25 protein-coding genes and 2 pseudogenes are annotated in these 26,151 nt (G+C 64.5%); 21 read left to right on the top strand and 6 right to left on the bottom strand.

Going from position 1 to position 26,151, the window contains the following annotated elements; all coding sequences use genetic code 11:
- Positions 1-110: 110 nt before the first annotated feature.
- The 14 genes and pseudogenes from OR16_RS37080 (at position 111) to OR16_RS37020 (ending at position 12,459) form a co-directional block, all read left to right on the top strand.
- Positions 111-485, top strand: coding sequence for a CzcE family metal-binding protein (locus OR16_RS37080; protein ID WP_006164199.1), 375 nt, complete (start codon positions 111-113; stop codon positions 483-485).
- 112 nt (positions 486-597) lie between these two features.
- The gene (locus OR16_RS37075; RefSeq protein ID WP_006164197.1) at positions 598-969 is read left to right on the top strand and encodes a helix-turn-helix domain-containing protein; all 372 of its coding nucleotides are present in this window, start codon (positions 598-600) and stop codon (positions 967-969) included.
- 42 nt (positions 970-1,011) lie between these two features.
- A pseudogene (locus tag OR16_RS46925) lies at positions 1,012-1,278 on the top strand (HipA N-terminal domain-containing protein); the annotation flags it as partial.
- Positions 1,196-1,510, top strand: a complete 315-nt coding sequence (locus tag OR16_RS46920) for a hypothetical protein (RefSeq protein ID WP_006164195.1) — start codon at positions 1,196-1,198, stop codon at positions 1,508-1,510. The pseudogene OR16_RS46925 and the gene OR16_RS46920, both read left to right, overlap by 83 nt.
- A gap of 200 nt (positions 1,511-1,710) precedes the next feature.
- Positions 1,711-2,715, top strand: a complete 1,005-nt coding sequence (locus OR16_RS37065) for a tripartite tricarboxylate transporter substrate binding protein (RefSeq protein WP_006164193.1) — start codon at positions 1,711-1,713, stop codon at positions 2,713-2,715.
- 52 nt (positions 2,716-2,767) lie between these two features.
- Positions 2,768-3,157, top strand: a complete 390-nt coding sequence (locus OR16_RS37060) for a Zn-ribbon domain-containing OB-fold protein (protein WP_006164191.1) — start codon at positions 2,768-2,770, stop codon at positions 3,155-3,157.
- Positions 3,154-4,335 (top strand): thiolase, encoded by a 1,182-nt coding sequence (locus tag OR16_RS37055; protein ID WP_006164189.1) that lies wholly within the window; start codon positions 3,154-3,156, stop codon positions 4,333-4,335. The genes OR16_RS37060 and OR16_RS37055 overlap by 4 nt, the downstream gene beginning before the upstream one ends.
- 17 nt (positions 4,336-4,352) lie before the next feature.
- A pseudogene (locus OR16_RS37050) lies at positions 4,353-6,474 on the top strand (3-hydroxyacyl-CoA dehydrogenase NAD-binding domain-containing protein).
- 139 nt (positions 6,475-6,613) lie between these two features.
- Positions 6,614-6,796, top strand: a complete 183-nt coding sequence (locus tag OR16_RS37045; protein WP_006164185.1) for a hypothetical protein — start codon at positions 6,614-6,616, stop codon at positions 6,794-6,796.
- Positions 6,793-7,875 (top strand): FUSC family protein, encoded by a 1,083-nt coding sequence (locus tag OR16_RS37040; protein WP_006164183.1) that lies wholly within the window; start codon positions 6,793-6,795, stop codon positions 7,873-7,875. Before OR16_RS37045 ends, OR16_RS37040 begins: the two co-directional genes overlap by 4 nt.
- Positions 7,876-8,150: 275 nt before the next feature.
- Positions 8,151-8,360 (top strand): DUF3311 domain-containing protein, encoded by a 210-nt coding sequence (locus OR16_RS37035; RefSeq protein WP_006164181.1) that lies wholly within the window; start codon positions 8,151-8,153, stop codon positions 8,358-8,360.
- Positions 8,361-8,379: 19 nt separating this feature from the next.
- Positions 8,380-9,765 carry a sodium:solute symporter family protein gene (locus OR16_RS37030; protein WP_006164180.1) on the top strand — a complete coding sequence of 462 codons (1,386 nt, stop codon included), beginning with the start codon at positions 8,380-8,382 and terminating at the stop codon, positions 9,763-9,765.
- Between the two features lie 28 nt (positions 9,766-9,793).
- Positions 9,794-11,446, top strand: coding sequence for an amidohydrolase (locus OR16_RS37025; protein WP_043422674.1), 1,653 nt, complete (start codon positions 9,794-9,796; stop codon positions 11,444-11,446).
- A complete protein-coding gene (locus tag OR16_RS37020; protein ID WP_006164177.1) occupies positions 11,443-12,459 on the top strand; it encodes a CobW family GTP-binding protein in 1,017 nt (338 codons plus the stop codon). Before OR16_RS37025 ends, OR16_RS37020 begins: the two co-directional genes overlap by 4 nt.
- On the opposite strand, the gene OR16_RS37015 is transcribed toward OR16_RS37020, so the two are convergent.
- Positions 12,426-13,247 carry a CPBP family intramembrane glutamic endopeptidase gene (locus tag OR16_RS37015; RefSeq protein WP_006164175.1) on the bottom strand — a complete coding sequence of 274 codons (822 nt, stop codon included), beginning with the start codon at positions 13,245-13,247 and terminating at the stop codon, positions 12,426-12,428. The genes OR16_RS37020 and OR16_RS37015 overlap by 34 nt on opposite strands.
- A gap of 316 nt (positions 13,248-13,563) precedes the next feature.
- Between OR16_RS37015 and OR16_RS37010 the strand changes: the two genes are divergently transcribed.
- The 5 genes from OR16_RS37010 to OR16_RS36990 all read left to right on the top strand — a co-directional run bounded on the left by OR16_RS37010 (position 13,564) and on the right by OR16_RS36990 (position 20,633).
- Entirely contained in the window at positions 13,564-14,676 is a 1,113-nt protein-coding gene (locus OR16_RS37010; protein WP_006164174.1) for a LacI family DNA-binding transcriptional regulator, read from the top strand.
- A 385-nt stretch (positions 14,677-15,061) separates the two neighbouring features.
- Positions 15,062-15,895 carry a Bug family tripartite tricarboxylate transporter substrate binding protein gene (locus tag OR16_RS37005; RefSeq protein WP_006164173.1) on the top strand — a complete coding sequence of 278 codons (834 nt, stop codon included), beginning with the start codon at positions 15,062-15,064 and terminating at the stop codon, positions 15,893-15,895.
- Between the two features lie 74 nt (positions 15,896-15,969).
- Positions 15,970-17,127: an L-talarate/galactarate dehydratase gene (locus tag OR16_RS37000; RefSeq protein WP_006164171.1), complete on the top strand. Its 1,158-nt coding sequence runs from the start codon at positions 15,970-15,972 to the stop codon at positions 17,125-17,127.
- A 249-nt stretch (positions 17,128-17,376) separates the two neighbouring features.
- Positions 17,377-17,664, top strand: coding sequence for a hypothetical protein (locus OR16_RS36995; RefSeq protein WP_006164169.1), 288 nt, complete (start codon positions 17,377-17,379; stop codon positions 17,662-17,664).
- A gap of 395 nt (positions 17,665-18,059) precedes the next feature.
- On the top strand, positions 18,060-20,633 hold the full coding sequence (locus OR16_RS36990) for a penicillin acylase family protein (RefSeq protein ID WP_006164167.1): 2,574 nt from the start codon (positions 18,060-18,062) through the stop codon (positions 20,631-20,633).
- Between the two features lie 184 nt (positions 20,634-20,817).
- On the opposite strand, the gene OR16_RS36985 is transcribed toward OR16_RS36990, so the two are convergent.
- Genes OR16_RS36985 through OR16_RS36975 form a run of 3 tightly spaced genes read right to left on the bottom strand, consistent with a single transcriptional unit; the run spans position 20,818 to position 23,794 of the window.
- Positions 20,818-21,594: an enoyl-CoA hydratase gene (locus OR16_RS36985; protein ID WP_006164165.1), complete on the bottom strand. Its 777-nt coding sequence runs from the start codon at positions 21,592-21,594 to the stop codon at positions 20,818-20,820.
- A gap of 9 nt (positions 21,595-21,603) precedes the next feature.
- Complete coding sequence (locus tag OR16_RS36980; RefSeq protein ID WP_006164163.1) at positions 21,604-22,575, bottom strand: Bug family tripartite tricarboxylate transporter substrate binding protein; 972 nt, start codon at positions 22,573-22,575, stop codon at positions 21,604-21,606.
- Between the two features lie 46 nt (positions 22,576-22,621).
- Positions 22,622-23,794 (bottom strand): CaiB/BaiF CoA transferase family protein, encoded by a 1,173-nt coding sequence (locus OR16_RS36975; RefSeq protein ID WP_006164161.1) that lies wholly within the window; start codon positions 23,792-23,794, stop codon positions 22,622-22,624.
- A gap of 306 nt (positions 23,795-24,100) precedes the next feature.
- On the opposite strand from OR16_RS36975, the gene OR16_RS36970 reads away from it, so the two are divergent.
- Both OR16_RS36970 and OR16_RS42340 read left to right on the top strand, forming a co-directional pair.
- Positions 24,101-24,526: a phasin family protein gene (locus OR16_RS36970; protein ID WP_006164160.1), complete on the top strand. Its 426-nt coding sequence runs from the start codon at positions 24,101-24,103 to the stop codon at positions 24,524-24,526.
- Between the two features lie 159 nt (positions 24,527-24,685).
- Positions 24,686-24,832 (top strand): DUF3096 domain-containing protein, encoded by a 147-nt coding sequence (locus tag OR16_RS42340; protein WP_006164159.1) that lies wholly within the window; start codon positions 24,686-24,688, stop codon positions 24,830-24,832.
- 45 nt (positions 24,833-24,877) lie between these two features.
- Here OR16_RS42340 and phaP read toward each other — a convergent pair whose 3' ends face one another.
- Together phaP and OR16_RS36960 are read right to left on the bottom strand one after the other, a co-directional pair.
- Positions 24,878-25,438 carry a TIGR01841 family phasin gene (gene phaP / locus OR16_RS36965; RefSeq protein ID WP_006164158.1) on the bottom strand — a complete coding sequence of 187 codons (561 nt, stop codon included), beginning with the start codon at positions 25,436-25,438 and terminating at the stop codon, positions 24,878-24,880.
- Positions 25,439-25,783: 345 nt separating this feature from the next.
- Positions 25,784-26,107 (bottom strand): putative quinol monooxygenase, encoded by a 324-nt coding sequence (locus tag OR16_RS36960; RefSeq protein WP_006164155.1) that lies wholly within the window; start codon positions 26,105-26,107, stop codon positions 25,784-25,786.
- Positions 26,108-26,151 lie beyond the last annotated feature (44 nt).

The raw sequence follows: 26,151 nt of genomic DNA, 5'->3' as shown, positions 1-26,151 counted from the left end.
GAAAAAAGCGACTGCATTTTGGCGGAATATATCATTTTTAGAATAAATTCATCGTCGCTACACTTTCCTCGTGTACCCAAATTTGACAAGGGTAGGCACAAGGAAAAACGATGAACAAGAAGCAAACGCTCGCCGCCGCTCTGGCACTCTCCCTCCTCGGCATCGCCTCCGCCAGTCCCTCCGCCTGGAGCGCCACGGCGCCCACGCCGGCCAATAAGGCAACCCGTGTCGCCGCCCTGTTCGGCAGTCCCGCCGACGTGAGCACGACGACCCGCACTGTCACGCTTGCCCCGGGCATGAACTACGTGAGCGTGGCCTCCGGTGAATCGGTGGCCTTCCGCGCCGGCGACAAGACCGTCGGCTGGACGTTCCTGGAGGCCATCGGCGGCACTTCGGTCGAGATGAGGACCATCTTCCCGGATGTGGCGCAGGCCAGGGGGATCCGCGTGTATATCGCGCCGAGCCAGTTGTTTACCGGGGGATGAGCTTAGATGGAATACAGTACATAACTTGTATTTCAAATTTACATTGTTTAACCTGTATTCCGTTTTTACTGGCTAGACTTTGTTGGCTAAATAGCATGTGCCGGAGATCGCCATGGACTATCCCATCAAAGCCATCAGCCAGCTACGTCCCATCCTGCAAGGCTTTCGCAAGGCCAATCACCTGACGCAGGCGGAGGTTGCAGCAAAGCTGGGTATCACGCAGCAGTCATACGCCCAACTGGAGGCCAACCCCGCCGCGGCCAGCATCGAGCGCCTGTACCGGACCCTGCAAGTTCTTGGGGTGGAACTGGTATTGAGTCCGATAGCCTCACAGGCCGCCATGCCTCCCGGCGCTTATCAGTCGGCGCCGCGACAAGGCACCGCGGCGACTGCTCTGGTGGCGCAAGATAGCGCCGCCCCCGCCAAGCCCAAGCGCGCGAAGGCGATCGCGCCCGCCGCGCCGAAGCGGCGCGAGGCTTGGTAGGCATGGGGCGCCGCTCACACAAGCAAAAGGCTGCAGATCTGGATGAACGGCGTCCCGGTCGGCATCTGGGAACGCGCGCAGGTGGAGTCGCTGACCTACTTTGACGAGTGGATCCAGGACGAGCAAGGGCGCCCGCTTTCCCTGTCCCTCCCATTCCTGCCGGCCAATGCGCCCTACAAGGGCAGCATCGTCACCGATTTTTTCGGCAATCTGCTGCCGGACAGCGATGCCATTCGGCGTCGCCTTGCGCAACGCTTCCGGACCAGCGGCGTCACGCCGTTCGAACTGCTCGGTTCGCGGCAACGAGAACTACTACCTGATTGGGCAGATACGCCGCAGGCACTGGCTTGCACAAGGCCGGCAGGTCGGCTTGAGCACGCAGGGCGTCGAAGCGCTTATCGAAGAACTGATCGCCGCAATGGACTTGGTGCTGTCCAAGGTCGCGGCCGGCCTGCCGGCGGGTTTCCCCGCGGACCTGGCCGACGCAATCCTCGAAGGTGTACGGTGGCAGTCCCGAAAGCTGGCCGGAATGCCGGCATGACGGAGCAATGGCCAGGCGCCCGCCGGGTCTGATAACCCCCCAAGCGTTCCAATTCCACGAACCGGTGATTCGAATCTTTCGGATGGCCGGGCTCCGGCCACAAAAATATACTGGCCGGCAGCCCCAAGCCATCGATGGCGGATTTCTCCGCCTCTTGTCGACCAGGCGGCGGCACACAAGAACGAAAGACCGGAGACATCGTGAAATCCATTCAGGCCCGCCCGCGCCTGCTCGCCTTGTGCGGCAGCGTCATTAGTTCCCTGATCTCCCTGGCGGCCTCCACGCCCGCGCTGGCCCAGCCGGACGCGTATCCCAGCAAGCCTGTCACCATCGTGGTGGCATTCGCGCCCGGCGGCATGACCGATATCGTGGGGCGTTTGCTGGCGGCCGAACTGACGCAGGCGTTCAAGCAGAGCTTTGTGGTGGAGAACCGTCCCGGCGCCGCCGGGCAGATCGCCACCGAGTATGTGGCGCGCAAGCCCAACGATGGTTACACGCTGCTGCTTAGCGCGACCGGCCATGTGATCGGGCCGGCCGTGCAGAAGAACGTGCGCTACCAGCCGGTGAAGGATTTCGAGCCGATCGCATTGATCGCCAAGGCGCCGAACATGCTGGTGGTGAACCCATCGGTGCCGGCCAGGACGTTGCCGGAATTCATCAAGTGGGCTAAATCGCAGCCCAGCGTGCCTTATGGCTCGGCCGGGGTCGGCGGCTCCACGCACCTTGCCGGCGAGCTGTTCCGGCAGGTGGCGGGCGTGCCGCTGGTGCATGTGCCGTACAAGGGCGCGTCGCCGTCGACCAACGATGTGGTGGCGGGGCAGATTCCGATGGTGTTCCAGGATTCCATGAGCGTGTCGGCGTTTATCGCGGCCGGCAAGCTGCGTCCGATCGCGGTCACCAGCGCGGAACGCAGCAAGCTGTTTCCAGATCTGCCGACGATTGCAGAAGCCGGTTTCAAGAACTATGACCTCTACACCTGGCTGGGTTTGTACGCACCGGCCGGCACGTCGCCGGAGATCGTGGCGCGGCTGAACCAGGAGGCCAACCGCATCATGAGCTCGCCGGAGATGGCGGCCAAGCTGCGCAAGCAAAGCGCCGAAGCCGCGGGCACGCTGGGGCCGGCGGCATTCCGCAAGTACGTCGAGGCCGAGGTGGCCAAGTGGCAGCGCACGGTCCAGGTCACCGGCGTGAAGGTGGACGAGTAAGTGGGTGGGCAGGTGAACGAGCAGGTGAACTAGCAAGGGCGGAGCCATATCGATGCAAAACGAATCCTCCACACAGGACGCCCAGGGCGCGGACGCCTTCTACTTTGGGCAGTTGGCCCAGGGCCGCTTCGCCATTCCGCGCTGCGCGGATTGTGGCCGGTGGCACTTCTTTCCACGCGTGCTTTGCCCGCACTGCGGCTCGGATGCGCTGGAATGGCTTGCGCCCTCGGGCCGCGCCACCGTGTATTCCACCACCACGGTGCGCCGCAAGGAGGGCGACTACAACGTCTGCCTGGTCGACCTGGACGAAGGGCCAAGGATGATGAGCCGCATCACCGGCGTCGCGCCGGATGCGGTCCGCATCGGCATGCGCGTGCAGGCGCAGGTCGCGCACGAGGAAGCCGGGCCGTTGCTCGTATTCGTTCCGGGAGAGACGCAATGATGGGCAGTACCAGAGGCACATCCGGCTCGCAGCGCGGCGCCATCGCCATCCTCGGCACCGGGCTGGCCGGCCTTGGCCACGCCGGCGGGCGTACCGAGCAGGAGATCATCGCGCAGGCAGCGCATGCCGCGGTGAAGGCCAGCGGACTGCGCATGCAGGAGATCGACGGCATCATCACCTCCAGCCTCACCTCGCCGTGGTGGGTGATGCGCATGGCCGAGTACCTCGGCATCCGGCCGAGATTCTCCGATAGCACGATGTTTGGCGGCTCGTCGTTTATCGCCGACCTGAAGATTGCCGCCATGGCGATCGAGGCGGGCGAATGCGACAACGTACTGATCTGCTACGGCAGCACGCCGCGCAGCGCGCCGAGCAGCTCGCGCCAGAACCAGATGCGGGCCGAGCTTGACCCGCAGCCCTACGAGCACCCGTACAAGCCCTTCAACCCGCCCAGCAGCTATGCGCTGGCCGCGGCGCGCCACATGCACCAGTACGGCACCACGCGCGCGCAACTGGCCGAGGTGGCCGTGGCCGCGCGCAAGTGGGCGCAGCTCAATCCCGACGCGTTCTCGCGCGACCCGCTTACGATGGATGACGTCATCAACGCGAAGATGATCTCGGACCCGCTCACGGTGCGCGATTGCTGCCTGGTCACCGATGGCGCTGGCGCCTTCGTGGTCACGCGGGCCGACCGCGCGCGCGGCCTGCACGCCAGCCCGGTGTATGTGCTGGGTTGCGGCCATGCTCACTGGCACCGGCAGATTTCCTGCATGGACGATGTGACGGTCACGCCCGCCGTGGAGTCCGGGCGCAGGGCATTCGCCGAGGCGGGCCTGAGGCCGGACGATATCGATGTGGTGGAGCTCTACGATGCGTTCACCATCAACCCGATCCTGTTCCTGGAGGATCTCGGCTTCTGCGCCAAGGGCGAAGGCGGTGCCTTCGTGTCCGGTGGGCGCATCGAGCCGGGCGGCGCGTTTCCGATGAACACCAATGGCGGTGGGTTGTCCTGCCTCCACCCGGGCATGTACAGCATCTTCCTGGTGATCGAGGCCGTCACGCAGCTGCGCCGCGAGGCTGGCGCGCGCCAGGTCAAGGACGCTGAGATTGCGCTGGTGCATGGCAATGGCGGCGTACTGTCCAGCCAGGCTACGGCCATTCTCTCCACTTTGCTTTGAGCCCGCGCAATCCCATGATGTCCAGTTCTTCGGCATCCGCCTTCACTCCGCTCACCGCTACGGTGCAATATGGCCGCCAAGGCCGCATCGCCATCCTGTTGCTCGATAACCCGCCCGTGAACGGCCTGGGGGACACCGTACGCCTTGGCCTGTTCGACGGCATCGCGCTGGCCGCGCAAGACGATGCCGTGGCGGCAATCGTGATCCTCGGCGCCGGCAAGGTGTTCTGTGGTGGCGCGGATATCCGCCAGTTCAATACGCCGGCTGCCAGCGCGCAGCCCACCCTGCGCCAGGTGATCGCGCGCATCGAGCGGTCGGCCAAGCCGGTGGTTGCCGGCCATCCATGGCGTGGCACTGGGCGGCGGCATGGAACTGGCCCTCGGCTGCCACTACCGCATCGCCAGCGCCGACGCCAGCCTGGGGCTGCCGGAGGTCAACCTCGGGCTGGTGCCGGGCGGTGGTGGCACGCAGCGCCTGCCGCGCTTGATTGGCGTACCGGCGGCGCTGGCGCTGATCCAGGGCGGCAAGCCCGAGCGCGGCGACAAGGCGGTGGCGCTCGGCATGGCCGACGCACTGATCGGAGGCGAGCCGCTGGCCGCGGCCGTGGCCTTTGCCGAGCGTGTGGCGGGTTTGCCGGGCACCCATCCCGTGATCGCGCGCAAGCCTTGTGCCGATGCCGCTGGCGTGGACTTTGCGGCGCGCATCGCGGCGGTTAGCGCCAAGGCGCGCAATGCGCTGGCGCAACGCGCCGCCATTGCCTGCGTGGAAGCCGCCACGCGCCTGCCGATTGACGCCGGTCTCGACGCCGAACGAGGCCACTTCGACCAGCTCGTGGCAGGCACGGAATCGAAGGCGCTGCGCCACCTCTTCTTCGCAGAACGCGAGGCGCCCAAGGTGGCAGCACTGCCGGCAGGCGCATCGCTGCGCACGGTGGCGCGGGTGGGCATTCTCGGCGCCGGCACCATGGGCGCCGGCATTGCCATGGCCTTTGCCAACGCCGGCATCCAGGTGACCTTGCTGGAACAGCAGCAGGCCGCGCTGGATCGGGGACTGGCCATGATCCGCCGTAACTACGAGATCACGGCAGCCAAGGGCAAGCTCACGGCGCAGGGCATTGCGCAGCGCATGGCATGCATCACGCCCACGCTGGCCGAGGCTGCCCTGGCGGATGCCGACCTGGTCATCGAAGCGGTCTTCGAGGACATGGCGGTCAAAGAAGCCGTGTTCGCCCGGCTCGGCGCGTTATGCAAGCCCGGCGCCATCCTCGCCACCAATACCTCGCGCCTTAGCATCGACGTGATCGCCGCCTCCACTTCGCGCCCCCAAGATGTGATCGGGCTGCACTTCTTCAGCCCGGCCAACGTCATGAAGCTGCTGGAAGTGGTGCAGGGCGAGCGCACCGCGCCGGAGGTCACCGCCACCTGCATGAAGATGGCCCAGGCCATCGGCAAGATCCCGGTGCTGGTGCGCGTGTGCGAAGGTTTTGTCGGCAACCGCATGCTCACGCCATACTGGCGCGAGGCCGGCTTCCTGCTGGAGGAGGGCGCATCCCCGCAACAGGTGGACGGCGCGCTCACGCGCTTTGGCATGGCCATGGGCCCGCTGGCCATGGCCGATCTTGCCGGCATGGATATCAACTGGGCCACGCGCAAGCGGCTCGCACCGACGCGGCCCGCGCACCTGCGCTACTCCAAGGTGGCCGACCGCATCTGCGAGCAAGGCCGCTTTGGCCAGAAGACCAATGCGGGCTACTACCGCTACGAAGCCGGCGGCCGCTCGCCGCTACCCGATCCGGCGGTCGACGCGCTGATCCGTGCCTGCGCGGCGGAGGCCGGCATCGAACGCCGCGACGTGAGTGACGAGGAGATCGTCGAGCGCTGCATGCTCGCACTGGTTAACGAGGGCGCGCGCATCCTGGAGGAGGGCATCGCGCAGCGCGCCTCGGATATCGACGTGGTGTACGTGCATGGCTATGGCTTTCCTGCCTGGCGCGGCGGGCCAATGTTCCATGCCGAGACCATCGGCCTGGGCTGCACGCTCGACAAGATCCGGGCGTTGCATGCCATCCACGGCGAGCACTGGGCACCCGCGCCACTGCTGGTGCGGCTGGTGGCGCAGGGGCGTGCGACCTTCGCCTAGGGCTGAACGGCACAAGGCGCGTGCCTGTGTGCCCGGGCACCGGTTGCCTTGCGGTGAAAGGCGGAGGACACTAGCGTATTTAGCTGGTGCCAGCCGGGCGGTCGCGCCCGGCGCTTCCCCGTTGTCAGCCAGGTAGCCGATGATGTTGCCAAGAATCACCCGTCTGCTCAAGCGCACGGCCGTGGTGGCCGGCGTGGTGCTTGTCACCGTGCTGGGCGTGCGGGCCTACGATTCGCAGCGCGGCGCGCCGCTGGAGCCGTGGCACACCCACGTGCCCGAGGAATTGCATGAAGGCATCGCGCAAGCCGGCGGGCCAGCATGACCGGCATGCTGTTTTCTCGCGCCCATCCGTGGCTGCGGCGCGTGCTGCGCCCGATGCTGGATCCGGCGCGGCGCTACCGCCATGCCAAGGTGATACATGCGGGCAGGGTGGCGCTCGGGCTGGTCGGGCTGCTGACGTCCATTGCGCTGACCACCGGCATCCACCTGCCCCACGGCGAATGGGCATCGATCACGCTGCTGGTGGTCATCGGCGGCCTGCAGCACCACGGCAATATCCGCAAGAAGGCGGCTGAGCGTGCGCTCGGCACGCTGATCGGCGCTGGCGCGGGGCTGGTGATCATCCTGCAGCAATCGTATTTTCACGCGCCCTTGCTCAGCTATGCGCTGATCGTGATCGCTTGCGCCATCTGTGCCTATCACGCGATCGGCAAGGGCGGCTACGTGGCGCTGCTCTCGGCCATCACCATCTTTATCGTCGCCGGCCATGGCGAGAACGCCATTGCGGACGGCCTTTGGCGCGCGGCGGATGTGCTGATCGGCATCGCGATCGCGCTGCTGTTCTCCTTCGCGCTGCCGCTGCACGCCACCTACACGTGGCGCTACAAGCTGGCCGAGGCCCTGCGCAGCTGCGCCAGGATGCACACAGCCATCGTCAACGGCGCGGGCTTCGACCGGGCTGTGCTGCAGCGGGCCATGGTGCTGCAAGGCAGCTTGCTGGTGCAGCTGCGATCGCTGATGCCATCGGTGGCCAAGGAGATCAACGTATCGATGGAGCAGCTCGAAGCCATCCAGCACGGCATGCGCGTGAGCATCAGCCTGCTGGAAGTGCTCGCGGCCACGCGCCCGCGCGTTGACGACGAACTAGCCAAGGCATTTGTGCGCGACTATCTTGCCGAAGAGAACCGCCGCGTCAGCGCGATGCTGATCGGCATGGCGCGCGCGTTGACCCATGGCGTGGTGGCGCGCCTGGCGCCGCGTGGCACTTGTTCGCTTGCGCAAATCGCGGGCACCGTTGCGCCGCGATGGGCCGGCTATGTCTCGCTGACGCTGCGCTTGTCCGAGGAGTTCGACGACCTCAGGCAGCGTCTGGCGGCCATCGCGGATCGCTGGAACATTTAAGCCCGCTTTGGCATCTCCAACCGCCTGATTCCCTCGCAGCGGCACCATCGGTGCCTGCCTGCCCACAGGCGTTAACCCTGAGCCCGCTTGGGAAAACGGGAAGCGCTGGACTCATCGATACGTGCCCGCTGGTACTAGCGCTTCCCTGGCCGATCTTCAATACTGCAAAAAAAGACCAGCCGGCCATGCCAGGCGGGACGATGGCCGTGGCGTGCATCCACCATGCACATTTGCGCGTATCGCCACGGCCACAACAAAAATCAAAGGAGACAAGCATGCTCAGGTACCTGATCGGTATTGGCATCCCCTATGTTGGCGTGATCGGCTTGCTGCCGTGGGTGGCCTCGATGGACATCTACGTGCTCGGAGTGCCGTTTATCTACATGTGGATCTTTGCCTGGTTCGTCCTCACCTCCGGCTGCCTGCTCACCTGCTGGCTGATGTTCGACCGGCATGTGCCGGACACCGATCCCCGCAATTGCTGATCGCCACCGGAGCCTGAGCATGTCAACCATCGTATTCCTGGGCTTTATCGCATTCTCGCTGTATCTTGCCATCCGCTCCCGGAAGGGGCACGGGGCGCAGAGCGTGCACGATTTCTTCGTGGCGTCTCGGCAGTTCGGCGCCGCGCTGGTGTTCTTCCTCGCGGCCGGCGAGATCTACAGCATTGGGACCATGGTTGGCTTTCCCGGCGGCATCTACGCCAAGGGTCCCACCTATGGCATCTGGTTTCTCGGCTACATCCTGCTGGCGTATCCCATCGGATACTTCCTGGGCCCCAAGATCTGGCAGGCCGGCAAGCGCCACAATGCCATCACCTTGCCCGACCTGTTCAAAAGCCACTACGGCAGCCGCGCGCTGGAGCTGGTAGTGGCGATCTCGGCCATCCTGTTCCTCATTCCCTGGGGCCAGTTGCAGTTCACCGGGCTTGTTGCCGCGCTCAAAGGGCTGGGCTGGCACTTCGAGCCCTTGCACCTGATCCTGATCTCGGCGGCGCTGGCATTCACGTACATTGCGATCTCCGGTGTGCGCGCCTCGGCCTATATCGCCATCCTCAAGGACATCCTGATGGTGGTGGCGATCATCGTCACTGGCGTCGCGGTATCGTGGGAATACGGCGTGCATGACGTGTTCCATGCGGCCAGCCAGCATGTGAGCAACACCATGAACACGCAGCAGCTGAAGTTCTCCATGAGCACCATGCTGTTCCAGGCGCTCGGTTTCTACATGATGCCCTTCGCGATACAGAACTTCTTCACGGCCAAGACGGCCAACACCATCCGCCGCACGCAGGTGGCGATGCCGCTGTACATGCTGATGTATCCCTTCCTGGTGGTAGCCTCGTACTACGCCATCAGCGCCGACCTGAAGCTGGCCTCGCCCAATGACGCGTTCTTCGCGGCCGCCGTGCATCTGCTTCCCGGCTGGCTGCTTGGTCTGGTGACCGCCGCCGCGGCGCTGTCCGGCCTGCTGGTGCTGGCGGGTATCTGCCTGGCGATCGGTCCCATTGTCAGCCGCAACCTGCTGCCGGGCATGCCGGAGAGCAAGCAAAAGCGCAGCGCCAAGATGGTGATCGTGTGCTACCTGCTGGCTTCCATCGTGACCACCATGTTCACGCCGAACCTGATGCTCACGCTGATCAACACCACCTACTACGGCGTGACGCAATTCCTTCCGGGTGTGCTGATCATCCTGTTCCATCTCAAGGTGCGGCCGGTGGCGGTGGGCCTGGGCATTGTCGTAGGGCAGTTGCTGGCCATTTTCTTCTACACGCAGCAGGTGGATTTTGGTGGCGTCAACCTTGGCTTTATCTGCCTCGCGGTCAATATTGCAGTGACGTGCGTGACCAACGCCGTGATGCGTCCGGTCAAGCCTTTCGCCATTCCCTAATGCCTGCATCCGGATGAAGTCCATCGCCATGACAATAAACGATAAGCCCGCCGCGACAACCGTATTCGCCGCCAAGCGCATCCTCACCATGAACCCGGCCCAGCCACACGCCACGCACGTGGCGGTGCGCGACGGCAGGATCCTGTCGGTGGGTACGCTGGAGGATGCAAGGCAATGGGGGCCGTACGCGCTGGACGACACCTTCCGCGACAAGGTGCTGATGCCGGGGCTGGTGGAGGCGCATTGCCACCTGATGGAAGGTGCGATGTGGGACGCCGTGTACGTTGGCTACTACGATCGCCGCGGGCCGGACGGCACGCTGTGGCGCGGCCTGACCACGCTCGAGCAGGTCATCGAACGGCTTGCCCAGGCGCAAAGCAACATGGCAGATGACGGCGAACCCCTGCTGGCCTGGGGGTTCGATCCGATCTTCTTTGGCACCGCGCGCCTCACCACGCGCGAGCTTGACGTGGTGTCCGCGCGCCGGCCCATTGCCATCCTGCACGCCAGCGTGCACCTGATGAACGTCAACAGCGCCATGCTGGCATTGGCCGGCATCGACGAAGACACCGACATCGACGGCATCGACAAGGATAGCGATGGCCTGCCCACCGGAGAACTGCAGGAGTTCGCCGCGATGTTCCCTGTCTACCAGGTGATCGGCGGCAAGCTCTCGATAGCCGCCAGCGAGAAGCCCGCCGCCATCTGGAACTTCGGCCGCGTGGCGCAACTGGCCGGCGTGACCACGGCGACCGACCTGGTCAATGACCTGACCGAGCTGGGCAACCGCACCTTGCACGAGGTCACCGCCGACCCGGCCTATCCCGTGCGCATCGTGCCCGCGCTGGCGCCGCAACGCAGCCCCGCGCACGGCGCGCAAGGGGCGCTGGCGGCCATGGAGGGCAATACCGACAAGCTACGCTTCGGGCCCGTCAAGTTCATCGTCGACGGCTCGATCCAGGGCTTTACCGCCCGCGTCAAATGGCCAGGCTACTTCAGCGGAAAGCCCAACGGCTTGTGGCTGATTCCCCCGGAGCAGCTTGCCGAGACCCTGGCGCCGTTCCATCGCGCCGGCCTTCAACTGCATATCCACACCAACGGCGACGAGGCCACCGAGGTCGTGCTCGATGCACTGGAGACCCTCCTGGAAAAGTATCCGCGCCCGGACCATCGCCACACGCTTCAGCACTGCCAGATGGCGGACGCGGGCCAGCTTCGGCGCATCAAGGCCCTGGGGCTGTGCGTCAACTTCTTCTCCAACCACATCTACTATTGGGGCGACGCGCACTACAGCCAGACCATGGGCCCCGATCGCGCCAACCGCATGGACGCGGCCGGCTCCGCCCTGCGGCTGGGCATTCCATTCGCATTCCACTCCGATGCGCCGATCACGCAACTCAGTCCGATGTTCACCGCCTGGTGCGCCGTGCAAAGGCAGACAGCCTCCGGGCGCATCCTGGGCGAGCAAGAGCGGGTGCGCATTGCCGACGCGCTGCGCGCGATCACGCTCGGAGCCGCCTACACGCTCCGCATGGATCACCTGGTTGGCAGCATTGAAGTCGGCAAGTTTGCCGACTTTGCGGTGCTCGAAGAAGATCCCTCCGTGCAGGCGCCCGAGCGGCTTAAAGACGTGAAGGTGTGGGGCACCGTGCTAGGTGGGCGCGTGTTCCCGTCGCCATGACCGGTGCCGCCATCCGCCCGCCAATCGACCTCGTGGTGATAGGCGGCTACCTTGGCGCTGGCAAGACCACGCTGCTCAACCGCGTGCTGACGCAACCCCACGGCAAGAAGGTGGCGGTCCTGGTGAACGATTTCGGTGATATCAATATCGACGCACAACTGATTCGGGGCCAAAGCGACGATGTGATCGAGCTGGACAATGGCTGCATTTGCTGCACCATCGGCGGGGCGCTGGTCGATGCATTGACCCGTATCGACACACGGGTAGACAGGCCGGATGTCCTGCTGATCGAGGCTAGCGGCGTATCCGATCCGCTCAAGATCGCGCAGATCGGCCTGCTCAATCGCGCTTTCAGCCTGACGGCGGTGCTTGTGCTGGTCGATGCGATTGGCATCGATGCCACGCTCGCCGATCCTTACGTTGGCGATCTGGCGCGGCGCCAGATCGTGGGCGCAGGCGTGGTTGTGCTCACCAAGCTGGATCTGGCGGGGGCTGAAGATCAGGCTGCCGTGCGCGCCCGTATTGCCGCGCTCACGCAGGCAACGCTGATCGTGGAGGCGGATCGTGGACGCATTCCGTTGAGCTTGATTTTCGATGCGTGCGTTGCGCCTCGCCCGCCGATCCGTTTGTGCCAGCCCCTGGCTTTCAGCCGCCCCGATACGCTGCAGATCTCCAGCTTCTCCGTGCGGCTGCATGGCAAGTTCGACAAGCAGCGCCTGAAGGCGTTTCTCAAGTCGCTGCCCGGTAATGTGCTGCGTGCCAAAGGTATCGTCAGGCTGGCGGGCCATGTGGGCGTGCATGCGTGCCAGCTGGCAGCGCGCCGAGTGGCACTGTTGGCTTGCGAGCAAGCCAACGCAGAGGATCTCTGCACGATGGTGTTCATCTCTGCACGATGGTGTTCATCGGCCGCTTCGACGCCGCGGAAGAAACTGGCTTGCGGGCCGGGCTTGTGGATTGTCTGCAGGATGAAACGGGGAAATCAGGAGTGGCCTTCCGTCGCGCCCGCGCCGTGACGTTGCCACAGTAGCCGGCGCAGCATCCAGGCCCCGGCCAGCCCCAATGGAGCGGCTAGCGCCCACACGCCGATCGACGCTTCCAGCGCCGTGCTTTCCGGTGCAATCGCGGCCGAGACCATGACGCCCGTGTTGAGGCCCGCATGCAGGACAATGCCGGGCCAGAGCGAACGCGTGCGGCAATAGAGCGCCGCCGCGAACAGCCCGATGGCGAACGCGATCACGAACTGGTAGATGTTCAGGTGCGCCACGCCGAAGACGAACGCCGAGTAGACGCTGGCGTCGGCGCGGCCATATCGCCTGAGCATGCCGCGCAGCAGGATGCCGCGGAAGAACATCTCCTCCACGAACGGTGCAATCACGCACACCAGCACCCAGATGCCGATGCCGCCGCTCGTCATCTCCGTGATCATGCGCGCGTCGTCGGCGGAAAAGGGGAACAGTGCCTCGATGCCGACCATGGCCAGGCCATCGAGCAGCAGGATCAGTGGCACCATCAGCAGGATCGGCGGACCCAACAGGCCCAGCGTGGCCGCCACGCTGGCGCTGCCCTCGTGGAACAGCTTGCGATAGCTCAACCCGCTGGCATGCAGCAAGGTGCTGAACACCAGCCCGTAGCAGACCACACGAATGAGACTGGCGGCGGCCATCGGCTGCATGCCGTTGCGCAGCAAGGCCGGGCGCAGCAACATGGTCAATATCACCTCGACAAACCAGGCCACGAAGGTGAGCGCTAGCGCCCACTGGAAGGTAATCGGTTGGGTCTGGTCTGGCCGGTTGGAATTCATGGATCGCGAGATCTTTCAGGGCGAAGGGCTTGTCGTAGACGGCCGTCTCCATTAACGGCAGCGGCATCGCGATTCTGTAGAGTCGGCCACTCGAAAATGACGTGAAAGGCAGGCCGGCGAGGGGTGCCGCTCAGGGCCACGCTCGAGCGGATCGCGATCACGGATGATCGCGCAGTCACTCGCCATTGCCGGCGAAGTCCTGCTCCTCGGTACCGATTCCGGGGCCATCGGGTCTGCCTGGCCAGGTGGGTATACTCTGCGGGCGCGGCGGTCCGAAGCGTCTATCCGGTCTCCGGCACAACTACCAGCAGAAGCGATGAAGCAGGAAAAAGAATCCATTGAGGGCAACCCGCGCAACGAAGAGGGCAGCGGCAAGAAGCCGGCGGCGTTGCCGCACGTTCGCAGCTCGCCCCGAGCGACCGGCAGCGCCACGGTGGCCGATGTCGCCAGCATCGCCGGCGTATCTGCCATGACGGTGTCGCGGGTCCTGAACAACCCGGAACGGGTTTCGCCTCGCACGCTCGCGGTGGTGAAGGGGGCCATCGAGCGCACGGGCTATGTGCCGAACCTGCTCGCAGGGGGACTGGCTTCACGCCGTAGCCGGCTCGTTGCGGTCGTGGTGCCGACCATCGCGAATTCCATGTTTGCCCAAGTCACGCAGGCGCTTACGGATGAACTCGGCAAGGCCGGGTACCAGGTGATGCTCGGCCTTTCCGGATACGACGCGTCACGCGAGCAGGAACTGCTGGACGCCATCCTGAGCCGCCGTCCCGATGGCATTGTCCTGACCGGCACGGTGCATACCGACACTACGCGCACCCGACTGCTCAATGCCGGTATCCCGCTGGTCGAAACCTGGGATATGAGTCCCTCGCCGATGGACATGCTGGTTGGGTTTTCCCACGAACAGGTCGGGGTGGCCGTGGCGGAGTACCTGCTGGGCAAGGGGCACAAGCGATTCGGACTCTTGTTCGCCAATGACCAGCGGGGCGAAGTTCGCCGCCGCGGCCTGCTTGCGACCTTGGCCAGGCACGGTATCGGCGACGTGCCCCTCGAGTCGGTACCAGTCCCAACCACCATGGGCTTGGGCAAGCGGCATTTTGCCAAGCTGCTGGAGCGTGCCCCTGGGCTGGATGTTGTGGTCTGCAGCTCCGACCCCTTGGCGCAGGGCGTCATCGTGCAGGCACAAGCGCTGGGCATCCGTGTTCCGGATCAGCTCGCGGTGATGGGCTTCGGCGATTACGACTTCGCCGCCGAGATGTCCCCAACACTCAGTTCCGTCAGCATCGATGGGAAGGCGATCGGTACTCGCGCTGCGCGTTTCCTGGTCTCCAGGATCGAGAAGGCGGAGTCCGCTGAGTCCGAGGCCGTTGTCGATGTCGGCTTCAGCATCATCGAAAGAGAAAGTACCTTAAAAGACGCTCGCTGAGCGAAGCTAGGGATTTCCCCGCTAAGCTAAGCCTTGAATTTGCTAAATGGTAGCGCTAACATCCTGTCGCTGTTGATCGATAGGCGAATTGCCTAAGTGGTTCGCTCAGAAATGTTAGCGCTAACACGTTGCGCGTTTTATTGACGAAAAGCGTGTTGGCAACGAATAGAAGGGCGCGCCCTGTCACGCATGAGGCAGCCCAGTCCATCAGGCAGGAGACACCCATGACCAAGATTTGCCAGGCGCAGACGCGCCGTTACGTTCTCTCGATGGCGGTGGCGCTCGCTGCCGTCACGCTGGCGCTGCCGGCGGCGTCCCAGCAGCCATATCCCGCCAAGCCGGTGAACATCGTTGTGCCGTTCCCCGCGGGGGCAGCTCCGACGCAATGGGCCGGATCCTGGCCGCTGAACTGCAAGCCCAACTCGGACAGTCGTTCGTCGTGGAGAACAAGGGCGGCGCCAATGGCGGGATCGGCTCCGTGGCGGTGGCTCGTGCAGCGCCAGACGGCTACACCTTGCTGATTTCGGGCGTTGGTTCGAACGCGATCAACTACAGCCTCTACAACAAGCTGCCGTACGCGGACAAGGACTTTGCCCACATCTCCTTGCTGGCGACCGGGCCGAATGTGCTGGTGGTGAACCCCGAGTTTCCGGCCAAGACCATCCAGGAGTTCCTCAAGCTCGTCAAAGCCTCGCCCGGCAAATACCAGGCGGCCAATTCCGGCAACGGCTCTTCGAACCACCTGGGCATGCAGATGCTCGAGTCCGCCGCAGGGTTCAAGATCACGGCTGTGCCATACAGGGGCGGCGCCGCCGCCATCAGCGACACGCTCGCCGGCCATGTGCCCATCCTCACGCTGAACCAGGACGTTCTGCTGCCGTACGTCAAGTCAGGGAAGCTGCGGCCCATTGCCGTTTTCAGCGCCGAGCGCAACCCCTCGTATCCGAACGTGCCGACCATCGCCGAGTCCGGCTTCCCCGGTTTCTCGGCGGTTTCCTGGTTCGGCCTGGCTGCCCCTGCAGGCACGCCCAAGGCCATCATCGACAAACTCGCCGCCGCATCGGACAAGGCGATGGCCAATCCCAAGGTCAAGGAAAAACTCGAGGCCGCAGGTTTCGTCGTGGTCGGCGGCTCACCCGCCAAGGCTAGCGAGTTCGTCAAGGCTGAAATAGAGAAATGGGGCAAGACCGTCCGGGACTCCGGTGCAACGGTCGAGTAGGGCCCGCACCAGGCATCACCAGGCATCACCAAGCGGCCTCGTGGGTCGCATCTCAAGGAATCAGGAGCACAAGCATGACCATGCAGCATCAGCAGAAGACCGGCGCAAACGACAATATCGCGTCGATACGGCTTTCGTCGGTGTACCTGCCGCTCGCAACACCCATCAGCGACGCCAAGGTGCTGACCGGCAGACAGAAGCCGATGACCGAGATCGCGATTCTCTTTGCCGAGATCGAGACGCAGGGCGGTGGCAAGGGGATCGGATTCAGCTACTCCAAGCGGGCCGGGGGCCCCGGGCAATTCGCACATGCCAAGGAGATCGCGCCGGCGCTGATCGGCGAGGATGCCAACGACATCGCGCGGCTGTGGAACAAGCTGATCTGGGCGGGCGCATCCGTTGGGCGCAGCGGCTTGGCTACGCAAGCCATTGGCGCATTCGACGTCGCGCTGTGGGACCTCAAGGCCAAGCGCGCCAACCTGCCTCTGGCGAAGCTTCTCGGTGCGCACCGCGACTCGGTGAAGTGCTACAACACTTCGGGCGGCTTTCTTCATACGCCGCTCGACCAGCTCCTGGTGAACGCGAGCAAATCGGTGGAGAAGGGCATCGGCGGCATCAAGCTGAAGGTCGGCCAGCCCGACTGCGCCGCCGACATCAAGCGGGTGGAAACGGTGCGCAAGCACCTGGGCGATGGCTTCCCGCTGATGGTCGATGCCAACCAGCAGTGGGATCGGCCGACCGCGCAGCGCATGTGCCGGATCTTGGAGCAGTTCAACCTGATCTGGATCGAGGAGCCGCTGGACGCCTACGACTGCGAAGGCCATGCCGCCTTGGCCGCCCAGTTCGACACGCCGATCGCCACTGGCGAGATGCTGACGAGCGTAGCCGAACACTGGGACCTGATACGCCATCGCGCGGCCGATTACCTGATGCCCGATGGTCCGCGCGTGGGCGGCATCACGCCTTTCCTGACGGTGGCAACGCTGGCTGATCACGCGGGGCTGATGATCGCCCCTCACTTTGCCATGGAGTTGCATGTCCACCTTGCGGCAGCGTATTCGCGCGAGCCTTGGGTGGAGCACTTCGAATGGCTGGAGCCATTGTTCAACGAACGCCTCGAAATCAAGGACGGCCGCATGCTGGTGCCCACGCGGCCGGGGATCGGCGTGAGCCTCAGCGGTCAAGTGGCCGGATGGACCCGGGAGGAGGCGGAGTTCGGCGCCAAGCGGTAGCCGGCGGATAGCAGAGGCACAGCGCACCTCACAAGAAAATGGAGACAACGATGACGGATGTGACGAAGGGCTTCGATGTTCAGCGACGCCTGCTGTTGATGCATTGTGGCTTTTCGCCCTCGCACTTGCCAGGAGCTAACAATTGATTACAACCGAGGGAGGCCAGTCGCACTATGCTCCCCGAGCCCCAAAAGACTGCGGCCGACAATACAGCGGCATGCCGTATTACATGAAATGCAGGAAAATCGCATGAACAAGATCTACTCGTTTGCCCTGATGGCGATTGCCATGCTGGCGGCGACCTCGGGGGCCGCCCAGGCGCAGCATGTTGTCGGGGGGATGGGCGAGGAAGTCAGGCTCGGCGCTTTCGGTGGCCGCGCGGACAATTACCTGGGCGGGCGCAGCCTGCCGGACAGCCATGGGCTCAATGCAGCGGGCCGGGACAGGAACCGCACGCGAGCCACCGACCGACACGCGGTGCGCGCCAGTGGCGCACGCGGAAAGACGCCTTCACTTCCCGGCAGACATTTGCCGTAGGGGGCAGAGACACCAACTTTTCCGCCGCTCTGGGGCCCGAGTGCACACCTTGGTAGGGAGTCGGGAATGACGTCGGCGCAAGCATTCCGCCAGGTGCGCCAGGGTACTGTCGCGTCAACGATGCAAATTACCGTCCGTCACCAATCCCGGAAGTGACGCTGACTGAATTTCATGGGGCGAGGACGTTCCATTCCGACTCGTTCCTTCCGGACTGGGATACGTCCCTGAAAAAACGCCTTGCCACATGGGCGACTGCAGCGACTCGTGCACGGAAGTCAGCGCAAACAGCCGGAGGGAATTGTTGCAGGGGCAGATGCGCCTTTATTAATTGACCGCCCGGTCGGTTTATTTTAGGATGTGCCGGCGCCATAAAGAAAAAAGACCCCGGAGACATCATGACCCTGCGCCCCCGCCTTGCCCGCATTCCCTGCATTGCATCGACTGCCGTCATCCTTGCCCTCGGCGGCATCGCGGATATTCCCATTGGTCTTGCGACGGCGCATGCGGCCTCGTCCCATGCCGCGCAGCAGGTCGTGATCAAGCGGGACGCGTATGGCGTGCCGCATATCTACGCGGATACCGCCTACAAGCTTTTCTATGGCTATGCCTATGCCGTCGCGCAAGACCGGCTGTTCCAGATGGAGATGGCAAGGCGCAGCACGCAAGGCACGGTGGCCGAGGTGCTGGGCGAGAAGTTCGTCAAGTTCGACCTGGCAACGCGCGGCAACTACTGGCCCGCGGCGATCGAGCAACAAATCGCGGCCTTGCCGAAAAAGGAGCGCGACATCCTCGATGGCTATGCCGCCGGGATGAATGCGTGGATCGCGCAGGTCCGTGCGCGGCCTGACACCTTGATGCCAAAGCAGTTCAACGATGCCGGCTTCAAGCCGTCGGACTGGAGCGCATTCGACGTGGCGATGGTGTTCGTCGGTACCATGGCGAACCGCTTCTCCGACAGCACCAGCGAGGTGGACAACCTGGCGCTGCTCACCGCCCTGAAAGACCGGTATGGCGAAGCGCGTGGCATGGACCTGTTCACGCAATTGAAGTGGCTCGTCAATCCGAAGGCGGTCACCACCATCGCAGCCGGCGAGCGTACTTACCCGATACGGCTCGGCGCCCCGGCAGGCACCGGCGACCTTGCCTACACGTTGCCGCGCTACGACGGACCGCCGCCGATGGCGGAGCGGCCCGCGCGCGGTGATGACGGCATGCTGCTCGCGCTCGACGCGCAGGCCAACCGCGACACCGTGTTCGCCCAGTATGCGCAGAGCGGCGCCAACGGCCTTGCCGGCTTCCCGAGCACCAGCAATATGTGGGTGATCGGCAAGCAGCGTGCGCGCGGCGCCAAGGCGATCATGCTCAACGGACCGCAGTTTGGCTGGTTCAACCCGGGTTACACCTACGGTATTGGCCTGCATGGCGCGGGCTTCGATATCGTCGGCAATACGCCGTTTGCTTACCCTTGCATCCTGTTTGGCCACAACGGCAAGATCTCATGGGGATCGACTGCCGGCTTTGGCGACGACATCGACATGTTCGCCGAGCGCGTCGACCCTGCTCGGCCTGACTTCTACTGGCACAACGGCAAGTGGGTGCAGATGCAAAAGCGCGCCGAGATCATCCACGTCAAGGATGGCGCGCCCGTGACACTCGTCGTCTACCGCACCGTGCACGGCATCGTCATGCAGCGGGACGACGCCACGCACACTGCCTATGCCAAGGCACGCGCCTGGAGCGGAAAGGAAGTCCAATCGCTCCTGGCGTGGACCCACCAGGCGCAGGCGCATGACTGGAAGAGCTGGACGGCCCAGGCCGCACGGCAGGCCCTGACCATCAACTGGTATTACGCGGACCGCCAGGGCAATATCGGATACGCGCACACCGGCGCCTATCCGCATCGTCGGACGGGCCACGACCCGCGCCTGCCCGTGCCCGGTACCGGGGAATGGGACTGGCGCGGCGTGCTGCCGTTCTCCACCAACCCGCAGGTCTACAACCCGCGCTCCGGCTATATCTCGCCTGAGCAGGGCTACCCGGCCTCTGACCTCTTTGCCTTCCTGTGGGGTGCGGCGGATCGTAATGTCGAAATCCAGCATCGCATCGAGGCGCACGCGACGCTCGACAGCGACGATGCCTGGCAGATCCTGAAGGACACCAGCCGCTCGGACCTGAACGTGCGGCACTTCCTGCCGTTCATCCGCAATGCCGCGGCGGCGCTGCCTGCCGATGACCCGCGCCGCCGCCTTGCCGATACGCTGGCGGGCTGGAACGGCATCAACGACGATCCGCGCGACACCGGAAAGTACGCCCAGCCCGGCTCGGCCATCATGAATGCCTGGCTCACGTCGATGCTGGCAAGGACCGTCGTCAAGGCGGTTCCCGCGCCGTTCGACAAGTGGTACATGGCCAGCGGCTACGAGACGACGCAGGATGGCCCCACCGGCTCGCTGAACCTCAGCACGGGCAGCAAGGTTCTTTACGAGGCGTTGCTGGGATCTCGCTCGGCCATTCCCCAGCGCGTGGACCTGTTTGGCGGCGCTGCGCCAGATGATGTCATTCGCGCCGCACTGGGCGACACCTGGACATCGCTGTCGGCCAAGTACGGGGACGATATCGCCCGCTGGCAACCGCCAGCCGTGCTGCTCACCTTCCGCGCGAACAACTTCTTCGGCATTCCGCAGGCGGATGCGGCCGAAGCCATCCGTGTGCCGGAGTACCAGAACCGCGGGACGGAGAATGACCTGATCGTGTTCGGCAGTGCCGCCGCTGCCGGCAAGACCCAGGCATGGGATGTGGTGGCGCCGGGGCAGAGCGGGTTCGTCGCGCCGGATGGCACCCGCTCACCGCACTACAGCGACCAGCTCGCACTCTATACGGGCTTCGGCCGCAAGCCGCTGCGCCTGGAGGCGGGCGAGGTCGCGCGGCATACGCGCAGCGAGGAAAGGGTCGCGGTCGCACCGCGATGAACCGCAGCTGCAGCCTTTGCGCTTCGGCCGGCTATACCACCAACCTGGACAGCACGCCCCGCAACAGCATCTTCGGTAACCTGGGCGTGCGCTGGAGCTGGTAGCCGCTGGCACCGCGCCAGTGTTTATCGCTACCGCATCAAGTTCTGGCAGCTGATTGACGTCAGCCGGCTCATGCGCCCGCCTACCGCTTGCGCTCCAGGAATTCGTTCATGTACCGCTGCGGCTCGCCAGTTTCAAAGGCGCTGCCAAACTCGGCCACGCTGTTGTTGATGGACACATCCAGCGGTGCTTCTTCCCACTCGCGCAGCAAGCGCTTCTGCTGGCGCACCACGGTGGGCCCGAAGCCCGCCAGCAGCGTGGCGAGGCGTTCGACCTCGGCATCCAGTGCGGCCAGCGGCACGACCTTGCTCACCAGGCCCCAGGCCAATGCTTCGCGCGCGTCGGAGATCTCGCCGGTCAGCAGCATCCACGCGGCACGGGCGTTGCCGATCAGCCGGGGCATCAGCGCGGCGTGGATCACCGACGGAATGCCGACCTTGACCTCCGGCATGCCGACCTGAGTGTTGTCCGCGGCGATGCGGATGTCGCAGGCCAGCGCCAGCTCCAGCCCGCCGCCCAGGCACCAGCCGGGCATGCGCGCGATCACCGGGACGGGGAAGTGGCGCAGCCCGTCGCACAGGCCGCGCAGGTCGCTGATGAAGCGCTGGGCGCTTTCCTCGGTGAGGGCGGCCATTTCCTTGATGTCGGCGCCGCCGATAAAGCCTTTCTCCCCGGCGCCTTGCACGATCAGCACGCGGATCTCGTCGCGCGCGGCGAGTTCGGTCACGGCCTGGGTCAGTGCAGCGATGACTGGCGTGCTCAGGATGTTGAGCGAGCCTGCCTCGCGGATGGTGAGGGTGGCGATGCCGAGCGCGTTGATCTCGACGCCGGCGTATTGCTTGCTATCTGGAGGGCTCATGGTTTTGCCTTACTGCAATTTGGTGAAATGGATATCTTCGACGACCTTCTTCCAGTGCGCGTTCTGGCTGCGGATCAGGTCGGCGAATGCCTTGCGCGCCATGGGTGCGGGAAGGGCGCCTTGCTTCTCGATGGCGGTGACGATCTCGGGGTCGGCCAGCACTTGCCGCACTGCGTCGTTGAGCTTGTCCAGGATAGCCGCTGGCGTGCCGGCGGGCGCGCCCAGGCCGAACCAGGAGGGATTGTTCATGGCCGGCAGGCCGGCCTCGGCATAGGTTGGCACATTGGGCAGCACCTTTAGCCGCTGTTTGGCCGCAACGGCCAGCGGGCGCAGGCGGTTGCCTTGAATCAGGCTGGAGGAGGAGGGGATGTTGTCGAACACCACCTGGATCTGTCCCGCCACCGCATCGTTGAGCGCGGGACCCAGGCCCTTGTAGGGCACGTGGAGCATCCTGGTACCGGTCTCGTTCATGAACAACTCGCCGTTCATATGGCTCAGGCCGCCATTGCCGGACGAGCCGAAGGAGTACTTGCCCGGGTTGGCCTTCAGCAGCTTGATAAAGGCGGACAGGTCGCTGGCCGGGAAGGCGGGGTTGACCACCAGCACGTTGGGTACGTCGGCGAGGTTGCTGATGGGTTCGAAATCCTTGACGGGGTCATAGGCTGTTTTGGCGTACACATTGGGGTTGACCGCGTGCGAGCTTTCCACTTCCATGACCAGCGTATAGCCGTCGGCCGGCTGCTTGGCCGCGTAGGCGCTGCCCACCGCACCGCCGGCGCCGGGACGGTTTTCCACGACAACAGGCTGCTTGAGCACAGCGCCGAGCCGCGTGCCGACGATGCGCGCGATGATGTCGGTGGTGCCGCCGGCTGCGTAGGGCACGATCAGCTTGATGGGCTTGTCCGGGTAGGCCGAGGCGTGCGCGCCGCCGGCAAGGTTCAGGCCCGTGAGCAGGGTGGTGGCGATGATGCGTGTGTTCAAGCGATGTCTCCGGATGGATTTGTTTATGTGTTGGTGCGCGCTGGCACTAGCCGCCGTTGCGCCGGCCGTGCTCATCGAGCAGCGGTGGCGGCGCCAGCGCTCGCGCGCCGCTACCGGCCAGCATGGGGTTGCGGATCATCGGCACGCGGCCGAGCACCGGGTGCTCGGCTTCTTGCACGAGCTGGCGGTGCGCCACTTGCGGATGCGCGAAGACTTCTTCCATCGAGTGGATCGGGCCCCATGGCACGCCGGCCGCGTCGAAGGCTTGCGTCCAGCTTTGCCGGTCGCGGGTGGGGAACACTTCGGTGAGCAGCTTGCGCAGGGCCGGCAGGTTGGCGATGCGCGCGGAGTTGGTGGCGTAGCGCGTGTCCGTTGCCAGCACCCCGAGGCCGGCCACTTCGCAGAAGCGGGCAAACTGTGTGTCGTTGCCGATGGCGAGGATCAGGTAGCCATCCGCGCAGCGGAAGACTTCGTACGGCGCGCAATTGGGATGCGCATTGCCGCTGCGTTGCGGCGCCTTGCCGGACACCAGGTAGTTCGATGCCTGGTTGGCATTGAGCGCCACGGCCACGTCGAGCAAGGCGATATCCAGGTACTCGCCCGCGCCGGTGGCATGACGGCGCAGCAGGGCCGCCAGCACGGCCGAGGTGGCATACATGCCGGTGGTCAGGTCCACCACCGCCACGCCGGTGCGCAGCGGGCCGGCGCCCGGCTCGCCGTCGGCATGCCCGGTGTAGCTCATCAGCCCGCCCATGCCCTGGAACACGTAGTCGTAGCCGGGCTTGTCGGCCATCGGGCCGCTCTGGCCGAAGCCGGTGATCGACAAGTAGACCAGACGCGGGTTGAGCGCCTTGAGCGTGTCGTAGTCCAGGCCGTAGCGGCGCAGCGTGCCGACCTTGTAGTTCTCCACCAGCACATCCGCTTGCCGTGCGAGCTCCCGGATCTGCGCGGCGCCCTCGGGGGTAGCGTAATCGATGGCTACGGATTGCTTGCCGCGGTTGCAGCAGATGAAGTAGGCGGAGAGGCCGTCCGCGCCATCGGCGCCCTCGGGCGCCTGCAGGTAGGGCGGGCCCCAGCCGCGCGTATCGTCGCCGTGCCCGGGGCGTTCCACCTTGGTGACTTCGGCGCCCAGGTCGGCGAGGTTCTGCGTGCACCATGGGCCGGCCAGTATCCGGGACAAATCCAGCACCTTGATGCCGGCCAGGGCCTGATGAAGCATGGGTTCTCCGCAAGACAGGTAGTGATGGTGCGGGCGAGTGTATCGGCGGCCCCCGGCATGGGCCAGTTCATAGTTTTCAAGCAAGCGTTCGCCGAATTCGAACGGCGCGGTGAATGCCGGGGGCGGCCTGAAGTGGATTTCGGGGCGCCCGGGTAAAAACGGTGCCGCATTCCTCTCCTAGTGGCGTGCGGCACGCGCTACACTTGTGCTACCGCGCCGGCGATCGAGAAGTCAATTGAGCAGAACCATCCGGATTCCGGTGCGGCCAGTTTCCTGCTTCACCTACCCCCAGCGAGGAGATGCATCATGTCGATACCGTCCAATCCGTTTACCGATTTCAGCAAGTTGCTTGAGCAGTACAAGCTCCCCGGGGTCGATATGACTTCGGTGATCGAAGCGAGGCGCAAGGATATCGAAGCCATCACCGAGGCCAACAAGGTGGCCTACGAAGGTATGCAGGCACTGGTGCAGAAGCAAACGGAGATCCTGAGCAAGACCATGCAGGAGATCCAGTCGGCGGCGCAAAAAATGACCACCGGCGGCAACCCGGCCGAGGCGATGGCCAAGCAGGGCGAGTTCGTTCAGCAGGGCCTGCAGACGGCGTTCAACAACATGCGTGAACTGGCGGAGATGGCGCAGAAGTCGCAGGCCGAGGCGCTGGCCGTGATCACCAAGCGCGCGGAGCAGAATATCGAAGAGGCGAAAAACCTGATGAAGGGACAGGGCAAATAAGCGCACGCAAGCGCAAGTCCGCGCCAGCACCAAGCTTGTTGCGGACCGCCTCGCCAGGCCAGAATCGCTTGCGATCCTGGCCTGGCGAGCCGCGCCGCCGCTTTATGCCATCGCGTCCATCGCAGTGCACCGGGTGCATTGCCGTGAAAGGGATCCATCATGATCGCCATCACGAACGCCAGCCCGCTGATCTCGCTGATCGCGGGCATCCTGATCCTGATCATGCCGCGGCTGCTGAACTACATCGTGGCGATCTACCTGATCATCATCGGCTTGTTGGGGCTGTTCGGCGGGCACCTGCGCTGAGGTGCCCGGCGTAGCCCCGCAGGCAATGCGCGGGCGGGCCCTGCGTCAAGCCTGCTTGACGGCGCGGCGTGCGCCTTGCTGTGCCGCGCCAGTCACGGCCGCGGTCGATGCTTCGAAGTTGGACTTGACCGTTTCAGCGGCTTGCATCGAGGCCTTTTGCACCGACGCGTAGGTGTTGTTGGCGGCGGCAACCGTCTGCTGCAGCAGGGCGGTGATTGCTTCCGAGCCGGCCGGCGCATTCTTCACGAACGTATCGACGAAGGTCTGCACGCTGCGGGTGTGCTGCTCGTATTGCGCTTCCACCGTCTTGGTCAGCTCGGCCTGGGTGGCCGAGGCAATCTCGTACACATGGCGGGCATACGCCAGCGCCTTGTCGGCTGCCGGCTGAGCGAACTTGCCTTGTGCGCTGAAGACGTCCTTCAGGTCGCCGCCGGACAAGGCCGCCTGGATCTGCTCCTGGCTTTCGGCAAGGCTCGACTTAGCGGCTTGCAGGTTCAGCTCGGCCAGTTTCTGAAAACCGTCGAAGGCCGTATTCGTCAGTGCGAACAAGCTGGCGAAATGCGCCTTCTGGGCTTCGGCGAACTGGTCGGACGAAAAAACGAACATGCGTGTTCTCCTGTGAATCGCCCGGCAGCCAGGCCGACAAGCACGGGATGCGCCGTCGCGGCAAGCGGGTCGAAAATCAGATGCTGAAGGGTGGCGGCATCACTGATTTGCGCAGTGCACCATCCAAGAGCCGATTCTAGAGCCCTCTATTTGGATAGCCCCTAGGGAGATACCCGGACAAAAGCGGTATCCGGGTTATTGCTGTGCAGCATGGTCGACATGGACATACCCAACTGCGTGGGGGTACTTCCAGAAGTACCATGCCGCCCCCCATTGCCGGGGCGGTTTCCTCCTCTGTTGGCAACCGCACGCGTTTGCGCGACAGGTAACGTCAACTGCCCGCGCTTACTTTGCCGGCTTTTCGAATGCGCGCAGTGGCTTGAGGAATTCCAGCGTGCGCTCGCGCTTGAGCAGCCTCGGCAATGCCTGCTCATACGCTTGCCGATAGGGCCGGTTCAAGTGATGTGCCTGGAAATACGCGGGGCTGCAAGCCCAGGTCTCGTACAGCACCAGCGTATCGGGGTCTTCGACCGAGCGATGCAGGTAGGTGTTGACGAAATCCGGCTCCTTGGCCATCTGCTCCAGTACATCCAGCAAGCTGGATTCGAGTTCGTCGCGATGCTCCGGCTTGCCCGGCAGGTGGACGATAAAGGCAATGTGCTCGCTCATGGTATTCAGTGCTCCTTGCAGGTGATAAGTCAGCCAAGTCAGCC

The sequence above is a fragment of the Cupriavidus basilensis OR16 genome (genome assembly GCF_000243095.1).
GTDB lineage: Bacteria > Pseudomonadota > Gammaproteobacteria > Burkholderiales > Burkholderiaceae > Cupriavidus > Cupriavidus basilensis_D.
The sequence above is the reverse complement of the archived record's forward strand: the minus strand, read 5'-3'. Positions and strand labels throughout refer to the sequence as shown.